At 72.7% G+C, this 18,102-nt stretch carries 16 protein-coding genes and 1 riboswitch; of the genes, 9 read left to right on the top strand and 7 right to left on the bottom strand.

Translation table 11 applies throughout. The features are described from left to right. Positions 1-276 precede the first annotated feature (276 nt). From ACZ3OF_RS06840 to ACZ3OF_RS06830, 3 genes are all read right to left on the bottom strand, one after another. Positions 277-1,356: a prenyltransferase/squalene oxidase repeat-containing protein gene (locus ACZ3OF_RS06840; protein ID WP_467303248.1), complete on the bottom strand. Its 1,080-nt coding sequence runs from the start codon at positions 1,354-1,356 to the stop codon at positions 277-279. Then, the gene (locus ACZ3OF_RS06835; protein ID WP_467303246.1) at positions 1,353-2,156 is read right to left on the bottom strand and encodes a class I SAM-dependent methyltransferase; all 804 of its coding nucleotides are present in this window, start codon (positions 2,154-2,156) and stop codon (positions 1,353-1,355) included. The genes ACZ3OF_RS06840 and ACZ3OF_RS06835 overlap by 4 nt, the downstream gene beginning before the upstream one ends. Positions 2,157-2,322: 166 nt before the next feature. Then, positions 2,323-3,651 (bottom strand): glycosyltransferase family 4 protein, encoded by a 1,329-nt coding sequence (locus ACZ3OF_RS06830; protein ID WP_361674961.1) that lies wholly within the window; start codon positions 3,649-3,651, stop codon positions 2,323-2,325. A gap of 218 nt (positions 3,652-3,869) precedes the next feature. Here ACZ3OF_RS06830 and ACZ3OF_RS06825 point away from each other — a divergent pair, with 218 nt between their 5' ends. Beyond that, the gene (locus tag ACZ3OF_RS06825) at positions 3,870-4,604 is read left to right on the top strand and encodes a TetR family transcriptional regulator (RefSeq protein ID WP_361674959.1); all 735 of its coding nucleotides are present in this window, start codon (positions 3,870-3,872) and stop codon (positions 4,602-4,604) included. A 17-nt stretch (positions 4,605-4,621) separates the two neighbouring features. On the opposite strand, the gene ACZ3OF_RS06820 is transcribed toward ACZ3OF_RS06825, so the two are convergent. From ACZ3OF_RS06820 to ACZ3OF_RS06810, 3 genes are all read right to left on the bottom strand, one after another. Further along, on the bottom strand, positions 4,622-5,158 hold the full coding sequence (locus tag ACZ3OF_RS06820) for a hypothetical protein (RefSeq protein WP_361674957.1): 537 nt from the start codon (positions 5,156-5,158) through the stop codon (positions 4,622-4,624). Positions 5,159-5,242: 84 nt separating this feature from the next. After that, the gene (locus ACZ3OF_RS06815; protein WP_361434810.1) at positions 5,243-5,476 is read right to left on the bottom strand and encodes a ferredoxin; all 234 of its coding nucleotides are present in this window, start codon (positions 5,474-5,476) and stop codon (positions 5,243-5,245) included. Next, positions 5,476-6,945: an aldehyde dehydrogenase gene (locus tag ACZ3OF_RS06810; RefSeq protein ID WP_467303242.1), complete on the bottom strand. Its 1,470-nt coding sequence runs from the start codon at positions 6,943-6,945 to the stop codon at positions 5,476-5,478. Before ACZ3OF_RS06810 ends, ACZ3OF_RS06815 begins: the two co-directional genes overlap by 1 nt. A 501-nt stretch (positions 6,946-7,446) precedes the next feature. Between ACZ3OF_RS06810 and ACZ3OF_RS06805 the strand changes: the two genes are divergently transcribed. From ACZ3OF_RS06805 to ACZ3OF_RS06775, 7 genes are all read left to right on the top strand, one after another. Further along, positions 7,447-8,481 (top strand): MBL fold metallo-hydrolase, encoded by a 1,035-nt coding sequence (locus tag ACZ3OF_RS06805; protein ID WP_467303240.1) that lies wholly within the window; start codon positions 7,447-7,449, stop codon positions 8,479-8,481. 54 nt (positions 8,482-8,535) lie between these two features. Further along, positions 8,536-8,702, top strand: a riboswitch (cobalamin riboswitch). 62 nt (positions 8,703-8,764) lie between these two features. Continuing rightward, positions 8,765-10,015 carry a prenyltransferase/squalene oxidase repeat-containing protein gene (locus ACZ3OF_RS06800; RefSeq protein WP_467303238.1) on the top strand — a complete coding sequence of 417 codons (1,251 nt, stop codon included), beginning with the start codon at positions 8,765-8,767 and terminating at the stop codon, positions 10,013-10,015. Positions 10,016-10,053: 38 nt separating this feature from the next. After that, positions 10,054-10,695 (top strand): SCO2322 family protein, encoded by a 642-nt coding sequence (locus ACZ3OF_RS06795; RefSeq protein WP_467303806.1) that lies wholly within the window; start codon positions 10,054-10,056, stop codon positions 10,693-10,695. Further along, complete coding sequence (locus ACZ3OF_RS06790) at positions 10,692-11,789, top strand: energy-coupling factor transporter transmembrane component T (protein ID WP_361674949.1); 1,098 nt, start codon at positions 10,692-10,694, stop codon at positions 11,787-11,789. The genes ACZ3OF_RS06795 and ACZ3OF_RS06790 overlap by 4 nt, the downstream gene beginning before the upstream one ends. Next, positions 11,786-13,534 (top strand): ABC transporter ATP-binding protein, encoded by a 1,749-nt coding sequence (locus ACZ3OF_RS06785; protein WP_361674947.1) that lies wholly within the window; start codon positions 11,786-11,788, stop codon positions 13,532-13,534. The genes ACZ3OF_RS06790 and ACZ3OF_RS06785 overlap by 4 nt, the downstream gene beginning before the upstream one ends. Continuing rightward, on the top strand, positions 13,498-14,379 hold the full coding sequence (locus ACZ3OF_RS06780; RefSeq protein WP_467303805.1) for an ECF transporter S component: 882 nt from the start codon (positions 13,498-13,500) through the stop codon (positions 14,377-14,379). Before ACZ3OF_RS06785 ends, ACZ3OF_RS06780 begins: the two co-directional genes overlap by 37 nt. Positions 14,380-14,687: 308 nt before the next feature. Beyond that, complete coding sequence (locus tag ACZ3OF_RS06775; protein WP_361593586.1) at positions 14,688-15,089, top strand: aggregation-promoting factor C-terminal-like domain-containing protein; 402 nt, start codon at positions 14,688-14,690, stop codon at positions 15,087-15,089. 157 nt (positions 15,090-15,246) lie between these two features. Here ACZ3OF_RS06775 and ACZ3OF_RS06770 read toward each other — a convergent pair whose 3' ends face one another. Further along, positions 15,247-16,416, bottom strand: a complete 1,170-nt coding sequence (locus ACZ3OF_RS06770; protein ID WP_467303234.1) for a steroid 3-ketoacyl-CoA thiolase — start codon at positions 16,414-16,416, stop codon at positions 15,247-15,249. Between the two features lie 334 nt (positions 16,417-16,750). Here ACZ3OF_RS06770 and ACZ3OF_RS06765 point away from each other — a divergent pair, with 334 nt between their 5' ends. Further along, a complete protein-coding gene (locus ACZ3OF_RS06765; protein ID WP_361647670.1) occupies positions 16,751-17,998 on the top strand; it encodes a cytochrome P450 in 1,248 nt (415 codons plus the stop codon). Positions 17,999-18,102 lie beyond the last annotated feature (104 nt).

Raw genomic sequence — 18,102 nt, 5'->3', positions numbered from 1 at the left:
GTCAGCCCGGGAGTCAGCCCACCGCGGTCGGCCCGGGGCCAGCCCAGGTCGGCCCGGCGGTCACCTCCCGCGGTCGGCCCGCAGTTAGCCCGCCGCCGACGCCACGCGCCAAGCCCCACGGTCGGCCCGGGGTCGGCCGGCGGCCACCCCCCGCAGTCAGCACGGAGGTCGGCCCGGGGTCAGCCGGCGGTCGCCCCGCCGCCGACGCGCCGGGGGTCAGCCCGGCGGTCGGCCCGGCGGCCACCCCCCGCGGCCGGTCCGGCAGTCGGCCCGCGGTCAGGAGTCGCAGCAGTCCGGCTCGAGGCCTGCCGGCAGACGTTCGCCGCCGAAGACCGCCACCGTCGCCTCGTCGCCGCCCAGCGCCGCCACGGCGAGCAGCAGCGAGCCGGCCGTCCAGGTCGTGAGCTCCTCGGGCCACACGGCCTTGTCGCCCTCGAAGACGTACCCCGTCCAGTACATGCCGCCCTCGGCGCGCAGGTGCTGGATGGACTGGAGGATCTCCAGGGCGCGGTCGGACTCCCCCATCGCCCAGAGGGCGAGGGCGAGTTCGCAGCTCTCGCCACCGGTCACCCACGGATTGGGCAGGACACACCGCACACCGAGCCCGGGGACGACGAAGTCGTCCCAGTGGGCCTCGATCCGGGCCGTGGCCGCGGGACCCCTGACGGCGCCGCCCAGGACCGGGTAGTACCAGTCCATGGAGTAGCGGGCCTTGTCGAGGAAGCGCTCGGGGTGGCTGCGGATCGCATGGCCGAGCGCACCCGCCGCCAGCTCCCAGTCCGGCTGGGGCTCCTCGCGCGCCTCGGCGATGGCGAGCGCGCAACGCAGTGCCTGGTAGATGGAGGAACTGCCCGTGAGGAGCGCGTCGTCGACCGCCGCGCCGTCCGCCTCCCGCTTCCAGCCGATCTGCCCGCCGGGCTGCTGGAGGGCGAGGACGAACTCGACGGCGGCGTAGACGACCGGCCACATCCGGTCGAGGAAGGCGTCGTCGCCGGTCGCCAGGTAGTGGTGCCAGACGCCGACGGCGACGTACGCGACGAAGTTCGACTCGCGGCCCCGGTCGGTGACGTCGTCCGGGTCGCCGTCCCGGTAGGCCGCGTACCAGGAGCCGTCGGCGTTCTGGTGCCGGGCCAGCCACTCGTACGCCCGGGCCGCCGCCGTGTGCTCGCCGGCGGTGTCCAGGGCCATGGCGGCCTCGGTGTGGTCCCACGGATCGAGGTGGTGGCCGCGGAACCACGGGATCGCCCCGTCCTCGCGCTGCGCGGCGAGGACTCCGGCGACGGTCTCGGCGGCCTGCTCGGCGGTGAGGACCCCGGGCAGGAGCAGGTGCTCCGCGATCTGCTCGGGAGAGGTCACTTGGCCGCGTCCACGGCGTTCGAGGCGGCATCCGAAGCGGCGTCCGAAGCATCGTCCGCGGAGGCGGCCCCGGCGTCGGCCTTCGGCAGGTGGGGCTTGGTCGCGTACGCCACGAAGCTCTTGCCGACCACCGGGTTGAGCAGCTGTTCGGCGACCCGGGTCAGGGCCGGCTTCTTCATGATGTCCCAGACCAGGAGCTTGTGGTACGCCCGCACCGGCAGGGCCTTGTCGTTGTCCACGCCGAAGGCGCACTTCAGCCACCAGTACGGCGAGTGCAGCGCGTGCGCGTGGTGGGTGCCGTACGGCTTGAGACCCGCCTGGCGGATCTTGGCGAGCAGCTCGTCCGCCTTGTAGATGCGGATGTGCCCGCCCTCGACCTCGTGGTACTCGTCGGAGAGAGCCCAGCAGACCTTCTCGGGGCCGTAGCGCGGGACGGTGATGGCGATCCGCCCACCGGGCTTGAGCACGCGGACCATCTCGGCGAGGACGCCCTTGTCGTCCGGGATGTGCTCCATGACCTCGGAGATGATCACGACGTCGAAGGACTCGTCGGGGAAGGGCAGGTTGAGCGCGTCGCCCTCCATCGCGGTGGCGGTCGCGCCGGCGGGGGCCTCGCCGGCCTCCTTCATCGCCGCGAACCACTTGGCGACCTCGCGGATCTCCTCGCCGTTCTGGTCGAGGGCCACGACCTGGGCGCCGCGCCGGTAGCACTCGAAGGCGTGCCGGCCCGCACCGCAGCCCAGGTCGAGCACGCGGTCGCCGGGGGCGAGCGGGAAGCGGGTGAAGTCGACGGTCAGCACGGGGTCCTGCTTTCGGTGTTGACGGGAGGTTGCGGGGCGGCGCCGGGTGGTGGGCAGGCCTTCCGCACGGCGAAGGGGGTCCCCCCTGCTCGAACGGAGCCGCAAGCTTGGGGGAGGGCGGGCACCACCCGCCCACCGGGCCGCACCCGGCGAACACGGCGAGACGTCACCCGGCGCCTCCGCGCACCCGGGCGCCTTGGCGGGCGATCGCCTCGCGATAGAGGTCCGCGGTGCCTTGGGCGGCACGCGCCCAGGTGAAGCGCTCCAGGACCCGGACGCGCCCCGCCGCCCCGAGCCGCGCGCGCAGGCCGGTATCGCCGAGCAGCCGGCCGAGCGCCGCCGCGAGGGCGTCCGCGTCACCCGGCGGCACGGCCAGGCACGTCTCGCCGTCGGCCCCTGCGACCTCCGGGATGGCACCCCCCGTCGTGGCGACGAGCGGGGTCCCGGTGGCCATGGCCTCGGCGGCCGGCAGGGAGAAGCCTTCGTACAGCGAGGGCACGCAGGAGACCTGGGCGGAGCGGACGAGGTCCACCAGCTCCGCGTCGGAGATGCCCTTGACGAACTCGACGGCGTCCTGGAGTCCGTAGCGTTCGATCGCCTGCGCGACCGGACCGCCCTCGGCGCGCCTGCCGACGACGACGAGGTGCGCGGCAGGGTTCTCGGTGCGGAGTTTCGCCAGGGCCTCGACGAGGTGGATCAGGCCCTTGAGCGGGACGTCGGCGCTGGAGGTGGTGACGATCCGGCCGGGGACCTCGGCGACGGACGGGTCGGGGGACCAGAGGTCGGTGTCGGCGCCGATGTGGACGACCCGGATGCGGTCGTCGCGTACGCCGAGGTGCTCGACGATCTCCTGCCGGGAGGTGCCGGAGACGGTGAGGACGGACGGCATACGGCGGGCCACACGCTTCTGCATCCGGGTGAAGCCGTACCAGCGGCGGACGGAGGCGCGGCGCTTCCAGTCGGCGGCGGCATCGAGCTCCAGCTGCCGGTCGACGGTGATGGGGTGGTGGATCGTGGTGACGAGCGGGGCGCCGAGCGCGCGGGTGCCGCCGAGGAGTCCGTAGCCGAGCGTCTGGTTGTCGTGGACGACGTCGAAGTCGCCGCGGCGGGCGGCGAGCATGCGCCGGGCCCGCAGGGAGAACGTGAGGGGCTCGGGGAAGCCGCCGGTCCACATGGTGGCGACCTCGAGGGCGTCGATCCAGTCGCGGTACTCGTCCCGCTTCGGCGTTCGGAAGGGGTCGGGCGAGCGATAGAGGTCGAGGCTGGCGATCTCGGTGAGGGGCACGCCCTCGTCGAGGGTCGGGTACGGCTGCGAGCCGATGACCTCGACGTGGTGGCCGAGGCGGGCGAGTTCGCGGGAGAGGTGGCGGACATAGACACCCTGACCGCCGCAGAAGGGATTCCCCTTGTACGTGAGGAGAGCGATCCGCAACGGAATGTCACCGTGGTCGGTGACGCCCTGGCGGGGGCCTGCCTCTATGGCCTCAGCGGTCACTCGCGGCCCCCTTCAAGCGTGCGTTTCGCGCGAGCGTAACCGCTCGCGCTAATCTAGAACAAGTTTCAGACTTGATCGTTCTTGATCGTTCAAGGAGCACAGAATCTACCGGCAGGTAGCCCCGCCGTAAGAGCCGGATCAGGTGATTCGCGCCACGACGGAAGCCCCGCCATACTCCGGCCATACTGTCGCTCCCCCACCGCACGGAACGGGACTTCATGACCGCGGAAGAAAGACCGGCCTCGCCGCCCCTGACAGAGCGCCAGGAGGCGCGACGCCGCCGCATCCTGCACGCCAGCGCGCAGCTCGCCGGGCGGGGCGGTTTCGACGCCGTGCAGATGCGTGAGGTCGCCGACGCGGCCGGGGTGGCCCTGGGCACGCTGTACCGCTACTTCCCGTCCAAGATCCATCTGCTCGTCGCGACGATGCAGGACCAGCTCCAGCACATGCACACGACTCTGCGGAAGCGGCCGCCGACGGGCGACACCTCGGCCGAGCGGGTCGCGGAGACCCTGATGAGGGCGTTCCGGGCGCTCCAGCGCGAGCCGCAGCTCGCGGACGCGATGGTGCGGGCGCTGACGTTCGCGGACCGGAGCGTGAGCCCCGAGGTGGACACGGTCTCGCGGCTGACGACGGCGATCATCCTGGACTCGATGGGGCTCGAACACCCGACGCCGCAGCAGCTGTCGGCGGTACGGGTGATCGAGCACACCTGGCACTCGGCGCTGATCACCTGGCTGTCGGGGCGGGCCTCGATCGCGCAGGTGAAGATCGACATCGAGACGGTCTGCCGCCTGATCGACCTGACCGCACCGAGCGGGCAGGCCGGGCAGGCCGGGCAGGGCCGGCCGGCCGCGCAGGGCGCGCCGGGAGCGCCGGGAGCGCCGAGCGGGGCGGTCGCGCCGAGCGGGCCGGTCGCGCCCGCGGCCGCCGAGGGCCGCGGGGCGGTCTGACGGAGCCCCAGGAGCCGTTACGGCTTCCTGTTCTTCTCCAGGTCGGCCTTGAACAGGGCCTCGCACTCCGGGGTGTTGTCCGTGCCGATGAACATCACGATGGCGAAGCCGGCGGCGCCGTGGTTGCTGGCCTTGACCGACCAGGTGCCCTTGTTCAGCGTCTTGACGGTGGACCCGGACTGCTCGGTGGCCGGGCCCTCCTTCCAGCCGCCGCCGGTCAGTGCCGTCACCGTGGCGTCGTAGGACTTCTTCGGGTCCGCCGCCTTCTCGGCGTCGGCCGTCCAGGACACCATGCAGCTCTTGAGCTCGGCCGGGACCGCGTCGCCCGAGGGGTCCTCGGTGAAACCGGCCGCCGTGGCCGCGGTCCCGATCTCCTTCCTCACCGCGGTCGCGTCCGGGCTCTCGCCGCCCGCCTCCGCGCCGCCGGTCGTGGAGCCCGAGGAGGAGGCGGACGAGCCGCCCTTGTTCTTGCCCGAGCCGCCGCCATCGCTGCCGCAACCCGCCACCAGCAGCACCACACCGGCGGCCACGGCCACCCCCGTCGCCTTGCGCACAACTCTTCCAATCCTCGGCGCACGCGGGCCTGTTGCCCCCGTGGTCAGAGGAAGATTTTTGCACGCGTGAACACGTGCTCGTGGCTACTCCTCCGGCGGGAAGACCGGCTCCCCGCTGTCGAGCAGCGTGATCAGAATGGCCTCCACCGGGCAGCCCTCGGCCGCGGCCAGCACCCGCTCGTTCGCGTCCGACTCCGGTTCGCTCGGGTGGGACTGACGGGCCGTGTCGAGGCGGAAGCCGTCCGGGGCGTGGTTGACGCACATGCCGGAGCCGATGCACACCCCCCGGTCGACCTCCACACGCCAGCGGTCGCCCATCAGGCACCACCCGGTCCCTCGTACCCGGCCGGCAGGTGGATCATCTTGTGCTCCAGGTACTCGCCGAAGCCCTCGGGGCCGAACTCCCGCCCCAGGCCCGAGTTCTTGTAGCCGCCGAAGGGGCCGAGCATGTCCAGGCTGAAGGTGTTGATGTTGAAGGTGCCCGTGCGGACCTGCCGGGCGAAGTCGATGCCGTGCTCGACGTCCCCGGTCCAGACGCTGCCGCTGAGCCCGAAGTCGGAGTCGTTGGCGATCCTGAGCGCCTCGCTCTCCTCCCCGTACGGAAGGAGACCGATGACCGGTCCGAAGATCTCCTCGCGTGCGATCCGCATGGTGTTGTCCACGGCCCCGAAGAGCGTCGGCTCGACGTACCAGCCGCGGTCCAGGCCGGCCGGACGGCCACCGCCCGTCAGGACCTTGGCGCCCTCGTCCTGGCCGAGCTTGATGTAGTCGAGGGAGCGCTGCCGCTGCCGCTGGGCGACCAGCGGGCCGACCTGTGTGGCCGGGTCGAGCGGGTCGCCGACGACCAGCGCGCCCGCGGCGGCGGCGAACGCCTCGGCGATCTCGTCGTACCGGCTGCGCGGGGCGAGGATGCGGGTCTGGGCGACGCAGGCCTGGCCGTTGTTCATCCAGGCCGCGGGGACGATCCCGGCGACGGCGGTGGCCACGTCGGCGTCGGGCAGGATGACGGCCGCGGACTTGCCACCGAGTTCGAGGGTGACGCGGGTGAGGTTGCGGGAGGCGACCTCCATCACGCGCTTTCCGGCGGCGACCGACCCGGTGAAGGAGACCTTGTCGACGCCCGGGTGGCCGACGAGGTACTCGCTGACCTCGCGGTCGGCGGGCAGGATGGACAGGACGCCTTCGGGGAGGCCCGCCTCGGTGGCGATCTCGGCGAGGATGTACGAGTCGAGCGGCGACTCGGGCGAGGGCTTGAGGACCACCGTGCAGCCGGCGAGCAGCGCGGGCCCGAGCTTGGCGGCGGCGGTGAACTGCGGGACGTTCCACGGCACGACCGCCGCGACGACACCGACCGGCTCGCGCCGCACCAGGATCGGCCCGAGGACGCCCGCGCGCCTGCTCTCGTACGGGAAGTCACGGGCGATGGTGATCGCCGCGTCCCAGACCATCATGGCGCCGAGGGCCTGGGCGAGAACGCTCCAGGAGTACGGGGAGCCGTTCTGGGAGCTGATCGAGCGGGCGATCTCCTCGTGGCGTACGGCGATGGCGTCCTTGATCCGCCCGACGACGGCGATCCGCTCCTCGAGCGTCATCCTGGGCCAGGGCCCGTGGTCGAAGGCCTCGCGCGCGGCGGCGACGGCCCGGTCGACATCCTCCCGGGAGGCGTGCGGCACACGACCGATGACCTCCTCGGTGTGCGGCGAGATCACCTCGATGACATCCCCGCCGGCCGGATCGGTCAACGCCCCGCCGATGTACAGCTTTCCGTGCTCCACAAGCTCGGTCATGGCCGACTGCCTCCCGGAACCCGCACTGTTTCTGACTGTGTATCAGAACTGATATCAGTTCTAGTTATAGGGGGCAATGGCCAGGACGAGACAGGCCCCCACCAGCCGCTTTGCTGCTGGTGGGGCCTGCGTCACACCGCCTGGGCCGTCTCGGGGCCGTCAGTCGTTCCGGCGGCCCGCCGATCCCTGTCGCCGACGGCCTTCCGAGTACGGCTCTCGCTGCTCGGCATGAGGTGCGTGTACACCCGCAGCGCGAAGCCCGGATCGGCGTGCCCGACGAAACCACACAGCGCCGTGATGTGTTCGCCGGTCCCGAGCGGCCCAGGCCGCACCCTGCGCTGACGACTCCACCCTCCACCACCGCGAGCCCGAGGGCCTGGCGGTCTACCGCACGGCCGCGCGCCCGACAAGGCACCGCACGCCACCCTGACGGACCGTCAGTTCTCGTTATAGTGGGCCCGGTCGAGCAATCGCCCTGCCGTCGCGGAGAGATGAGGGCCCATGAGCCAGGTGACCGAGCACGGCGGAGGCGTCTGGTCGCTCCGGGTACCCATTCCGGACAACCCCCTCGGGCACACCCTCGTCCACGTCCTCGACACCGACCGCGGGCCCGTGCTGATCGACACCGGTTGGGACGATCCGGCGTCCTGGAACGAACTGGCCGACGGACTGACCGCGTTGGGGACCTCCGTACGGGACGTGCACGGGGTCGTCATCACGCACCACCACCCCGACCACCACGGGCTCTCGGGTCAGGTCCGCGAGGCGTCCGGCGCGTGGATCGCGATGCACGCCGCCGACACCGCCGTCGTCCGCCGCACCCGCGAGTCCGAACCCGGCACCTGGCTCGACTACCTCGCCCGCAAGCTGGCCGCCGTCGGCGCCCCCGAGGAGCACACCGCCCCGCTCCGCGCGACCCGCGCGGGCCGCGCGAGCACCCTGCCCGGACTGCGCTCCGCGCTCCCCGACCGCGAGATCGTCCCCGGCGAGCTGCTCGATCTCGCGGGCCGCCGGCTGCGCGCGGTCTGGACCCCCGGACACACCCCCGGCCATGTCTGCCTCCACCTGGAGGAGGAGCACCCCGCCGGACTCCCGGGCCACGGCCGGCTCTTCTCCGGCGACCACCTGCTCCCCGGGATCTCCCCGCACATCGGTCTCTACGAGGACCCGGACGACGAAACCGCCACCGACCCCCTGGGCGACTACCTGGACTCACTGGAGCGGATCGGGCGGCTCGGCGTCGCCGAGGTGCTCCCGGCCCATCAGTACGCCTTCACCGACGCCGCCGGCCGGGTACGGGAGCTGCTCGACCACCACGAGGAGCGGCTGACCGGACTCCTGCGCCTCCTCGCGGCGCCGCTCACCCCCTGGCAGCTCGCCGAGCGCATGGAGTGGAACCGCCCCTGGGACCAGATCCCGTACGGCTCCCGCACCATCGCGGTCAGCGAGGCGGAGGCCCACGTGCGCCGCCTCGTGAAACTGGGCCGCGCGGAGGCCGCCCCGGGCACCGACCCCGTGGCGTACGTGGCGGTGTGAGGCCCCGGCCGCCCCCGGCCCGGGCGGAGGTGTGAGGCGCCTCGCACCCGCCGGTCGGGCGGTGTACGGGCCGGTAGAGTGTGCGAGTCGTCCTCACACCCGTACGGGGGGAAGCCGGTGCAAATCCGGCACTGACCCGCAACCGTGACCGCCCTCGCCCGCCGTGGACGGAAGCCGGAATGCCCCGCCCGGGACGTGACCGCCGGCACCGTCGAGGAATACGGAGCCGAGCCTGGTGCCTCAGCGTGCCGGTGCCCGGCCGCAGGAGAGGGCCACAGCTCGCATGATCACCGTCCGTCGCGGCGCCGCCGCGTTCGCCGCCGCAGCGGTGCTCTGCACCGGCGTCGCCCCCGTCGCATCCGCCGCGCCCTCCCCGTCCGCGACCCCCGCGCCCGTGATCCCCGCCGGGCTCTACGGCACGAAGGACCCGACGTACGACGGCGTGTGGCGCCAGTCGCTCGCCTTCATCGCCCAGACGACCAGCGGTGTGCAGCCCGCCGACGAGGCCGTGTCCTGGCTCCGGAAGCAGCAGTGCGACAGCGGCGCCTTCGCGTCGTACCGCCCGGACCCCGCCAAGCCCTGCGACACGGCCACCATGCTGGACACCAACGCCACCGCCGTCGCCGTCCAGGCACTCACCGGCGCCAAGCGCCTGAGCACCGAACCCGAGCCCCTGGCCAAGGCGGCCGCGGCCGGCGCGGCCTGGCTGAAGGGTGTGCAGAACAAGGACGGCGGCTGGGGCTACAACCCCGGCGGCCCCAGCGACGCCAACTCCACCTCGATCGTCATCAGCGCGCTCACCGCGCTCGGCGAGAAGCCCGGCGCGGTGAAGTCCGTCGAGGGCAGGACCCCGTACGACGCCCTGCTCGGCCTCGCCCTGCCCTGCTCCGCCAAGGAAGGTGCGGGCGCCTTCGCGTACCAGCCCGACAAGGACGGCAAGCTTCTCGCGAACGCCGACGCCACCGCCGCCGCCACGCTCGCCGGGCTCGGCAAGGGCATCACCGCGCGGGGCGTGGAGCCCCAGCAGAGCCCGGTCTGCACGGACCTGGCGAAGCCGACGATGGACCGGGCCGCGCTCAACGGCGCCTCCTACCTGGCCGCCGCGCTGGCGAAGACCGGCCACCTGAACACCCCGCCGATGCCCGGCGCCACCGACCCGACCGAGCTGCCCGACCACGGCAACACCGCCGACGCCGTCGTCGCGCTCGCCGCGACCGGTGCCACGAAGGAGGCCTCCGGCGCGCTGACCTGGCTCCAGAAGAACTCCGCCGCCTGGGCGAAGGAGAGCGGTCCCGCCGCGTACGCGCAGCTGATCCTCGCCGCGAAGGCGATGCACGTCGACCCGCGCGCCTTCGGCTCGACGGACCTCCTCGAGGAGCTGGCCGCCACCGGGCCCGCGCCGAAGGCCTCGCCGTCCGCCGCGCCCGAGGCGAGCGACGACGACTCCGGCTCCTTCGACGTGTGGTGGATCATCGGCATCGGCATGGTCGTCGGCGTCGGCATCGGCTTCCTGGTGAGCGGGCGCAAGAAGTGAGGGCCGGGCTCCTCGGCGCAGCGGCCGGCGTCGCCCTGATGCTGGCCGCCGCCGCTCCCGCCGAGGCCGTCGGCTACCGGTACTGGTCGTCCTGGGAGAGCGACGGCGGGGGGACCTGGGCGTACGCGACGCAGGGCCCGGCGACCGCCCGGCCGTCCGACGGCGAGGCCGTCGGCTTCCGCTTCGCGGTCAGCAAGGACAGCAGCGACGCCGCCCGGCCCACCGCCGCCCCCGACTTCGCGGGCGTCTGCGCCGGTACGGAGGAGAAGGCCGGCACCAAGCGGGTGGCGGTCGTCGTGGACTTCGGCACCCCGCAGGACGCCCCGCCGGGCGAGGCTCCGCCCCAGCCGCCGGTGAAGACCGGCTGCGCCCAGGTCCGCGAGGACGCGACGAGCGCGGAGGCGCTGGCCGCGGTGGCGAAGCCGCTGCGGTACGACAGCGCGGCGCTGCTGTGCGGGATCGCCGGCTACCCGGCGAAGGGCTGCGGCGAGCAGGTGGCGGAGACGAACCCTCCGTCCGGGGAGAGCCGGCCCGACGGCGACCTCACGGTGACGGCCACCCAGGCGCCGGAGGGCAAGGGTGAGGACGACGGCGGCCCCTCCGTCGGGATCGTCGTGGGCGGAGCCGCGGTGCTCGTGCTCGGGGGCGCCGCGGTCTGGAAGGCCCGCCGACGCGCATGATCCGTGCCCCCGAGGCGAGCCGCTCCAACGCCCTGCACGCGGGCGCCTGGTGGCTCTGGGCGCTCGGCCTCGCCGTCGCCGCCTCCCGCACCACCAACCCGCTGCTCCTCGGCCTGATCGTCGCGGTCGCCGGCTATGTCGTCGCGGCCCGCCGCACGGACGCCCCGTGGGCCCGCTCCTACGGGGCTTTCGTGAAGCTGGGCCTGTTCGTGGTGGCGCTGCGGGTGGTGTTCTCGGTGCTGCTCGGTTCGGCGATCCCGGGGACGTACGAGCTGTTCACGCTGCCCGAGGTGCCGATTCCGGACTGGGCACAAGGGGTGCGGATCGGGGGCCGGGTGACGGCGGAGCAAGTGGTCTTCGCCGTGTACGACGGTGCCAAGCTGGCGACCCTGCTGATCTGCGTGGGCGCGGCGAACGCGCTCGCCAATCCGGCGCGGCTGCTCAAGTCGCTGCCGGGCGCGCTGTACGAGGCGGGGGTCGCCGTCGTGGTGGCGATGACCTTCGCGCCGAACATGGTGGCCGACGTCGTGCGGCTGCGGACGGCCCGGCGGCTGCGGGGGCGGCCGACGGGCGGGGTGCGGGCGGTGCTCCAGATCGGGCTGCCGGTCCTGGAGGGCGCGCTGGAGCGTTCCATCGCGGTGGCGGCCTCGATGGACGCCCGGGGGTACGGCCGTACGGCGCAGGTGCCGCCGGCGGTGCGCCGGACGACGAACGTCCTGACGCTGGGCGGCCTGCTCGGGGTGTGCGCCGGATCGTACGGACTGCTCGCGGCGCAGGGCGCGGGGTACGGGCTGCCGCTGGTCGTCGCCGGTCTCGTCGCGGCCATGGCCGGACTCCGGCTCGGCGGCCGCCGGGCGGTACGGAGCCGGTACCGGCCGGACGCGTGGGGGGTGCGGGCCTGGCTGGTCGCCGGTTCGGGCGTGGCGGTGGCGGCGCTGATGATCTGGGCGAACGTGTACGCCTACGAGGCGCTGCACCCGGGCGTCGTACCGCTCGTCGCGCCGGAGCTTCCGGTGTGGCCCGCACTGTCGATCCTGGTGGGCCTGTTGCCCGCGTTCGTGGCCCCCGTGCCCGCCTCCAAGGAGTCTTCGTGATCCGGTTCGAGAACGTCTCGGTGACGTACGGCGCGGGCGAGCCGACGCTCCGGGACCTGGACCTGACGGTCCCCGAGGGCGAACTGGTCCTGCTGGTGGGCCCGTCGGGCGTGGGCAAGTCGACGCTGCTCGGGGCGGTCTCGGGGCTCGTGCCGCACTTCACGGGCGGCACGCTGAAGGGCCGCGTGACGGTGGCGGGCCGGGACACCCGTACGCACATGCCGCGCGAGCTGGCGGACGTGGTGGGCACGGTCGGCCAGGACCCGCCGGCGCACTTCGTCACGGACACGGTCGAGGACGAGCTGGCGTACGGGATGGAGTCCCTGGGCCTGGCTCCTGCGGTGATGCGGCGGCGGGTCGAGGAGACCCTGGACCTGCTCGGGCTCGCGGAGCTGCGCGACCGTCCGATCGCGACGCTCTCGGGCGGGCAGCAGCAGCGGGTGGCGATCGGTTCGGTGCTGACCCCGCACCCGAAGGTCCTCGTCCTCGACGAGCCGACGTCCGCTCTGGACCCGGCGGCGGCGGAGGACGTCCTGGCGGTCCTGCAGCGCCTTGTCCACGACCTCGGCACGACGGTCCTGATGGCGGAGCACCGCCTGGAGCGGGTGGTCCAGTACGCGGACCAGGTCCTGCTGCTTCCGGACGGGGTCATGGGCCCGCCCGCCGAGATCATGGCGGTCTCCCCGGTCCACCCCCCGGTGGTGGCACTGGGCCGCCTGGCGGGCTGGAGCCCGCTCCCCCTGACGGTCCGGGACGCCCGCCGCGCGGCGGGCCCGGTACGGGCCCACCTGGAAGGCCGGACTCCGGACGGGGGCCTCCGCCCCGAGGCCTCGGCGCCTTCGTCACCTGCGACCCCGGGCGCGTCACCTGCCACCCCCGGCGCCCAGCCGCCCGCCGGCCCCCGGCAGCAGGGTTCCGGGGAGGGGAGGGGTGGGGGAATCTCCCTGTTCCGACGGCGCCCGCGCCCCCAGCCCGACGTACCCACGCCCGCCCCCCACCGCCTCGTCGACGTCCGTGCCCTCGGCGTCCGCCGCGGCCGGGTCGAGGCGCTGCGGCGCGTGGACCTCCAGGTCGGCTCGGGCGAGACCGTCGCGCTCATGGGACGCAACGGCGCCGGCAAGTCCACGCTGCTCAACGCGCTCGTCGGCATCGTCCCGCCCACCTCCGGCACCGCTCTCGTCGCGGGCCACGCCCCGCACCGCACCGACCCCCGCGAGATGATCCGCCACGTCGGTCTCGTACCGCAGGAGCCCCGTGACCTGCTGTACGCGGACACCGTCGGCGCCGAGTGCGCGGCCGCCGACGCCGACACGGGCGCCGCCCCCGGCACCTGCCGGGCGCTGGTCTCCGAGCTGCTGCCGGGCGTGGCGGACGACACGCACCCCCGTGACCTGTCCGAAGGCCAGCGCCTGGCGCTCGCGCTCGCGGTCGTGCTGACCGGCCGCCCCCCGCTCCTGCTCCTCGACGAGCCGACCCGCGGTCTCGACTACGCGGCCAAGGCCCGCCTCGTCGCCCATCTGCGAGGGCTCGCCGCCGCGGGGCACGCCATCGTGCTCGCCACCCACGACGTGGAGCTGGCCGCCGAGCTGGCGCACCGGGTGGTGATCCTGGCGGGCGGCGAGGTCGTCGCGGACGGCCCGACGGCCGAGGTCGTCGTCTCCTCCCCCGCCTTCTCCCCCCAGGTCGCCAAGATCCTCGCCCCGCAGCCCTGGCTCACGGTCGAGCAGGTGAGGGAGGCGTGGTGAGCAGAGGCCCCGTACGGCTCGGGCCCCGCTCGATCGCGGCGCTCGTCCTCGTCTCCCTCGTCGGGGCGATGGCCGTCGCGTGGCCGCTCTTCGCGGACGGTGCCTCGGCGGTCACGAACCACGCAGCCGACGCCCCCTGGTTCTTCGCCGCGCTGCTGCCGCTGCTGATCGCGGTCGTGGTCGCGACGATCGCCGACTGCGGGATGGACGCGAAGGCGGTCGCGATGCTGGGCGTCCTGGCGGCCGTGGGGGCCGCGCTGCGTCCGCTCGGCGCGGGTACGGCGGGTCTGGAGCCGATGTTCTTCCTGATGGTGCTGAGCGGCCGGGTCCTCGGGCCGGGCTTCGGCTTCGTCCTCGGGGCCGTCACCATGTTCGCGTCCGCCCTGCTCACGGGCGGTGTGGGCCCCTGGATGCCGGTGCAGATGCTGGCCATGGGCTGGTTCACCATGGGCGCGGGTCTGCTGCCGGGCGCGGCGCAGGACGGGGTCCGTGGCCGGGGAGAGCTGCTGATGCTGTCGGCGTACGGGTTCGTGGCGGCGTTCGCGTACGGCACCGTCACCAATCTGTACGGCTGGGTCACGGTCGGCGGCCTCGGCACCGGGATCTCGTTCCAGCCCGGGGAGCCGGCTCACGAGAACCTGGTCCGCTTCCTCGCGTACGTCCTCGCCACCTCCCTCGGCTGGGACCTCGGCCGGGCGGCTCTCACCGTCGTCCTCACGATGACCGTCGGCGGCACCCTCCTGAAGGCGCTCAGGCGGGCCACGCGGCGCGCGAACTTCGAGGCCCAGGTCACATTCGAGGGCCCGGAAACGCCGCTCCGGGGTGAGGCGCCCCACAGGACCTAGGTCACGTACGACGCGGAATAGGAGAGGGTTCAGACCCTCCCAAATCCCCCCATAGACCACCTTGACCTGCGATAACGCCCGGGCCCCCGCCCCCGGGCCGTTCGGCGCGGATCCGACTCCGCTTCGTACAGGGGGTCGTTGCGAGGGCTTCCGAGGCCTGCTTGTCTGGTGGACGTCGCCAGGCAAGCAGCGTTCAGCGCAGCGCCTCGGACAGGCCGATTCCCCGCAGGATCCGGGTTCCCCGGGCTCTGGTTCCGGCTTGCCGAAAACGCCCGGCGCGCCCCATGTCCCCGACGTTAGGTCGATTCGTGTTCCGCTCGCTCTCCACTCGTGTCTCGTCCCGCAAGAAGACCTTCGCCGCCACCGCAGCCGTGCTGCTCGGCGCCTCGGGTGCGGTTCTCGGCACGACGTCCACGGCCTCGGCCGCGACCCCGCAGGAGATCGCGAAGAAGATCGTTCCGGCTTCGCAGTACCAGGCCTTCAGCAAGATCGTCTCTCACGAGTCCGGCTGGAACCCCTCCGCCACCAACTCGTCCAGCGGCGCCTACGGCCTGGTCCAGGCCCTCCCGGCCTCGAAGATGTCTTCGGCCGGCTCGGACTGGAAGACCAACCCGGCCACCCAGATCAAGTGGGGCCTCAACTACATGAACGAGCGCTACGGCTCCCCGAACGCCGCCTGGGCGTTCTGGCAGGCCAACGGCTGGTACTAAGAGTCACCCCCCAGCCGCAGGCAGCCGCGCACCCGCAAGGCCCCGCCCTCCTCACGGAGGGGCGGGGCCTGCGGCGTTTTTGGAGCGACCAGCCCGGCCGGCCGCTCAGCCGGCCGGCCCCCGGGCCGCCCGGCGGCCATGGCTCCCCCGCCCCGCCCTACAGCCGCTGGATGATCGTGCCGGTCGCCAGCGCCCCGCCGGCGCACATCGTGATCAGGGCGAATTCCTTGTCCGTACGCTCCAGCTCGTGCAGGGCCGTGGTGATCAGACGCGCCCCGGTCGCACCCACCGGATGCCCGAGCGCGATGGCGCCGCCGTTGACGTTGACCTTGTCGAGGTCCTGGTCGAAGACCTGCGCCCAGCTCAGGACGACCGAGGCGAAGGCCTCGTTGATCTCGACGACGTCGATGTCCTTGAGCGACATCCCCGCCTTGCCGAGCACGGCGCGCGTCGCGTCGATCGGCCCGTCCAGGTGGAAGTGCGGGTCGGATCCGACGAGGGCCTGGGCGACGATCCGGGCGCGGGGCCTGAGCTTGAGGGCGCGGGCCATCCGCTTGGACGCCCACATCAGCGCGCACGCCCCGTCGGAGATCTGGGAGGAGTTCCCGGCGGTGTGGACGGCGGTCGGCATGACGGGCTTGAGCCGGGCGAGCGCCTCCATGCTGGTGTCGCGCAGCCCCTCGTCGCGGTCGACGAGCCGCCACATGCCCTGGCCCGCGGCCTGCTCCTCCTCGGTGGTCGGGACCTGGACGGCGAAGGTCTCGCGCTTGAACCGCTCCTCGGACCAGGCGATCGCCGCCCGCTCCTGGGAGAACAGACCGAGGGAGTCGACCCGCTCGCGGGTCAGACCGCGGTGCCGGGCGATGCGCTCGGCGGCCTCGAACTGGTTGGGCAGGTCGACGTTCCACTCGTCCGGCCAGGGCTTTCCGGGCCCGTGCTTGGATCCCGAGCCGAGCGGGACGCGCGACATGGCCTCGACACCGCAGCTGATGCCGATGTCGATGACGCCCGAGGCGATCATGTTGGCGACCATGTGACTCGCCTGCTGCGAGGAACCGCACTGACAGTCGACGGTGGTGGCGGCGGTCTCGTAGGGAAGACCCATGGTGAGCCAGGCGTTGCGCGCGGGGTTCATGGACTGCTCGCCGGCGTGGGTGACGGTACCGCCGACGATCTGTTCGACGCAGTCGGCGTGGATGCCGGTGCGGCCGAGGAGTTCACGGTAGGTCTCGCCCAGGAGGTAGGCGGGGTGGAGATTGGCGAGCGCGCCTCCACGCTTGCCGATGGGGGTGCGTACTGCTTCGACGATGACGGGTTCCGCGGCCATGAGCTCGTCCTCTCCTCGCCCGGGCGGGGTGTCCCGGCACTCCGCGACGGGGGCGGTACGGGGAACTAGTACGCGTTCTAGTTCTGAGTGAAGTCTTATGACTGCTACCGCCGGTACGCAAGGGTCGTGCACGCACCCGCGTGCGCCGATCACAGGCAACAGTTCCCGTCGCATGCCTTGCGACTTGTAGAACCCGTTACTACCTTGCGGGCATCTTCTGATGGGCCGTCAGACTTCAGGCGTTCCGTCAAGCATGCCGTCAGACATACCCGCCCGGACATGCCGCCAGGCACGCCGTCCGGCACGTGTGTCCCAGACATGGAGTGTGTTGCCGATGCCCTGCCCTCACCTCCCCGAAGGGTTCGACGCCACCGATCCCGATCTGCTCCAGAGCCGCATACCCTTCCCGGAGTTCGCGTCGCTGCGGCAGACGGCACCCGTCTGGTGGTGCCCCCAGCCGCGCGGCATCACGGGCTTCGACGACGAGGGCTACTGGGCCGTCACCCGACACGCCGACGTCAAGTACGTCTCCACGCACCCGGAGTTGTTCTCCTCCACCGAGAACACGGCCGTCATCCGCTTCAACGAGCACATCACCAGGGACCAGATCGAGGTCCAGAAGCTGATCATGCTCAACATGGACCCGCCGGAGCACACCCGCGTCCGCCAGATCGTCCAGCGCGGCTTCACCCCCCGCGCGATCCGGACCCTGGAGAACGCCCTGCGCGAGCGCGCCCGGAAGATCGTCGAGGAGGCGAAGCGGAACGCCGGCACCGACGGCTCCTTCGACTTCGTCACCCAGGTCGCCGTCGAGCTGCCGCTGCAGGCGATCGCCGAACTCATCGGCGTACCGCAGGAGGACCGTGCCCGGATCTTCGACTGGTCCAACAAGATGGTCGCGTACGACGATCCCGAGTACGCCATCACCGAGGAGATCGGCGCCGAGGCCGCCATGGAGCTCATCGGCTACTCGATGAACCTGGCCGCCGAGCGCAAGGAGTGCCCGGCCAAGGACATCGTGACCCAGCTCGTCGCCGCCGAGGGCCAGGGCAACCTCTCCTCCGACGAGTTCGGCTTCTTCGTGCTGCTGCTCGCGGTGGCCGGCAACGAGACCACCCGCAACGCCATCAGCCACGGCATGCACGCCTTCCTCACCCACCCCGAGGAGTGGGAGCTCTACAAGCGGGAGCGGCCGGCGACCGCCGCCGAGGAGATCGTGCGCTGGGCGACCCCCGTGGTCTCCTTCCAGCGCACCGCCACCCAGGACACCGAGATCGGCGGCCAGAAGATCCGGCGGGGCGACCGGGTCGGACTCTTCTACTCCTCCGCCAACAACGACCCCGAGGTCTTCGAGAACCCCGAGACCTTCGACATCACGCGCGACCCGAACCCGCATCTCGGCTTCGGCGGCGGCGGACCGCACTTCTGCCTCGGGAAGTCGCTCGCGATCAACGAGATCGATCTGATCTTCAACGCGCTCGCGGACGTGCTGCCCGATCTGACCCTCGTGGGCGAGCCGCGGCGGCTGCGGGCGGCGTGGCTGAACGGGATCAAGGAGTTGCGGGTCCGGGTCGGCTCCTGACGGCCGCACCTCGAGGACGCGGCCGGAAGACGCTCCTGACAGACCGGAAGGCGGGGGCTCCATCCCCCTACGCCCAGAGCCCCCGTCTCCCGCCTCCCGTCCCG

Source organism: Streptomyces sp. NPDC022552 (genome assembly GCF_055561875.1).
This window is presented reverse-complemented; position numbering and strand designations above follow the sequence as displayed.